Annotated in this window: 5 protein-coding genes; 3 read left to right on the top strand and 2 right to left on the bottom strand. The window is 66.0% G+C overall.

All coding sequences use genetic code 11. The annotated features are described in order from the left end of the window. Together AC1D2K_RS33240 and AC1D2K_RS33235 are read left to right on the top strand one after the other, a co-directional pair. The coding region (locus AC1D2K_RS33240) for an AMP-binding enzyme (RefSeq protein WP_478094509.1) at positions 1-201 on the top strand (201 nt) is incomplete at its 5' end. Positions 202-255: 54 nt separating this feature from the next. Then, positions 256-762 carry a LapA family protein gene (locus AC1D2K_RS33235; protein ID WP_478094507.1) on the top strand — a complete coding sequence of 169 codons (507 nt, stop codon included), beginning with the start codon at positions 256-258 and terminating at the stop codon, positions 760-762. A gap of 20 nt (positions 763-782) precedes the next feature. On the opposite strand, the gene AC1D2K_RS33230 is transcribed toward AC1D2K_RS33235, so the two are convergent. Continuing rightward, complete coding sequence (locus tag AC1D2K_RS33230) at positions 783-1,088, bottom strand: c-type cytochrome (RefSeq protein WP_478094505.1); 306 nt, start codon at positions 1,086-1,088, stop codon at positions 783-785. A gap of 105 nt (positions 1,089-1,193) precedes the next feature. Here AC1D2K_RS33230 and AC1D2K_RS33225 point away from each other — a divergent pair, with 105 nt between their 5' ends. Beyond that, on the top strand, positions 1,194-1,448 hold the full coding sequence (locus AC1D2K_RS33225) for a TIGR04438 family Trp-rich protein (protein WP_478094511.1): 255 nt from the start codon (positions 1,194-1,196) through the stop codon (positions 1,446-1,448). Positions 1,449-1,575: 127 nt separating this feature from the next. Here the strand turns inward: AC1D2K_RS33225 and AC1D2K_RS33220 are convergent. Next, the coding region (locus AC1D2K_RS33220; protein WP_478094503.1) for a dihydroxy-acid dehydratase domain-containing protein at positions 1,576-2,613 on the bottom strand (1,038 nt) is incomplete at its 5' end.

Raw genomic sequence — 2,613 nt, 5'->3', positions numbered from 1 at the left:
CTGCGCAACTGGGTGGCCAAGGAAATCGGACCCATCGCAAAGCCCAAAGACATCCGCTTTGGAGAGAATCTTCCGAAGACCCGCAGCGGTAAGATCATGCGGCGCCTGCTGCGCAGCCTTGCCAAGGGCGAGGCCATCACCCAGGACACCTCGACGCTCGAGAATCCGGCCATTCTGGAACAGCTCGGCAAGGCCTATTGAGCGCCTCGTCCTCCTGGCGCAGCGGCAGTCCAATCAACTACAGGGAAAAGAAAAATGGGATTGAGAACCGCTGTGCTGCTGGTGGTCGTGCTGCTGATCGCGGCACTGGCCGCCTTGAACTGGGGTCTGCTGGTTTCGCCGACGCTGATGTCTGTCGGCTTCATGCAGGTGACGGCGCCGTTCGGGCTCATCATGCTCGGGCTGACCGCGCTGCTGGGCATCTTCTTCGTCGCCTACGTGGTCTACCTGCAAAGCTCGATCCTCCTGGAGACSCGCAGGCACACCAAGGAGATGCAGGCGCAGCGCGAGCTGGCCGACAAGGCCGAGGCCTCGCGGTTCACCGAGCTGCGAAATTTTCTCGAGACCCAGGAGAACGCCCACATGGCGCGCAATGCCGAACGACACGCGGCGCTGCTGGCACGGATCGAGCAGTTCGAGGCTGCCGCGAAGCAGCGTGCCGAGCAGTCCGAAAACACCATTGCGGCCCACATGGGCCAGTTGGAAGACCGTCTCGAACGCCGACCGGTGCCCACGCCGGCCGCGATGCCGCCGGCCGTCTGAGCCGCGCTGTCCGTTCGGCCCTACTTGGCCGACAGCACCCAGGCGGCGAGCTTCTTCGCATCGGCTTCGTTGACCTGGTTGTTGGCCGGCATCGGCACCGGCCCCCAGACGCCCGAACCGCCCTTGATGATCTTGCCTGCCAGCATGTCGGCGGCACCCTTGGCGTCCTTGTACTTCGCGGCCACGTCCTTGAAGGACGGCCCCAGCACCTTGCGGTCGACCGCGTGGCAGCTCATGCAGTTCTTCGAGGTGGCCAGCGCCAGATCGGCGAGGGCGGGCGCGGCGCAGAGGAGGCCGGCGGCAGCGAGGACGAGCGCTTTTTTCATGGAGGCTGGCAGTCGTGGGTGCGTTAAAGTCGATCCAACGCGATTGTAGGCAGGGCGGTGGACCGCTTCGGCCGGCGCGCCTCTGACACAACGGAGAAGTTCGCGATGTGGTTTCTGATGCTGGGTCTGCTCGGTGTGGCTCTCAAATATTTCGAGATCGGCTTCGTCGCCACCCTGAGCTGGTGGATCGTCCTGGTCCCGTTCGCGCTCGCGATCGCCTGGTGGGCGTGGGCCGATGCCTCCGGCTATACCAAGCGCAAGGTCGTCGAGAAGGAGAACCAGCGCCGCCAGGACCGGATCGATCGGCAGCGCAGCAACCTCGGCATGCTCAACAGCCGTTCGAACCGAAAGCGGCGCTGAGCCGCAGCGGCGCTTCCAACGCGCTCTTCACCAGAAACACCGCGGAACCGGCTTTGCCGGGCCGCTGGTGTTGCCCCCGGCAGGGGGTGGGCGGGCTACACGAAGTGAGCCCAACCTGGGGGCGAGCTCAATACTTGTCGAGCACGGCGCCGGAACTGGCGCTGGAGGCATTGAACGCGAACTTCGCCTGCACGCCGCGCGTGTAGCGCGGTGCCGGCGCTTTCCAGCCTTCGCGGCGCTTGGCGATCTCGGCCTCGGGCACGTTGAGCTCGAGCTTCAGTTCGTGCGCGTCGATGGTGATCGAGTCGCCCTCGTTGACGAAGGCGATGGTGCCGCCGGCCGCTGCCTCGGGTGCCACGTGGCCGACCACCATGCCCCAGGTGCCACCCGAGAAGCGGCCGTCGGTGATCAGGCCCACGCTCTCGCCCAGACCGGCGCCGATCAGCGCGCCGGTCGGTGCCAGCATCTCCGGCATGCCGGGGCCACCCTTGGGTCCCAGGTAGCGCAGCACCATCACGTCGCCGGCCTTGATCTTGCCGGCAAGGATGGCTTCGAGGGCGGACTGCTCGTCGTCGAAGACGCGCGCCGGCCCGGTGATGACCGGGTTCTTGAGGCCGGTGATCTTCGCCACCGCGCCTTCGGGCGACAGATTGCCCTTGAGGATGGCGAGGTGGCCTTCGGCGTACATCGGCTTGCCGATCGGACGGATCACGTCCTGGTCGGCGCGCGGCTGGTCGGGCACGTCCTTGAGCACTTCGGCGATGGTCTGGCCGGTGATCGTGATGCAGTCGCCATGCAGCAGGCCGGCGTTGAGCAGCACCTTCATCACCTGCGGGATGCCGCCGGCCTGGTGCAGGTCGACCGCGAGGTACTTGCCGCTGGGCTTGAGGTCGCACAGCACCGGCACCTTCTTGCGCATGCGCTCGAAGTCATCGATCGACCAGTCGACGCCGGCGGCGTGCGCGATCGCCAGGAAGTGCAGCACCGCGTTGGTCGAGCCGCCCGTGGCCATGATCACGGCCACCGCGTTCTCGATCGCCTTCTTGGTCACGATGTCGCGCGGCTTGAGGTCCTTCTTGATCGCCTCGATCAGCACCTTGGCCGATTCCTTGGCCGAGTTGGCCTTCTCGTCGTGCGGGTTCGCCATCGTGGACGAGTAGAGTAG

This window comes from Variovorax sp. P1_H12_2 (assembly GCF_056405335.1).
This window is presented reverse-complemented; position numbering and strand designations above follow the sequence as displayed.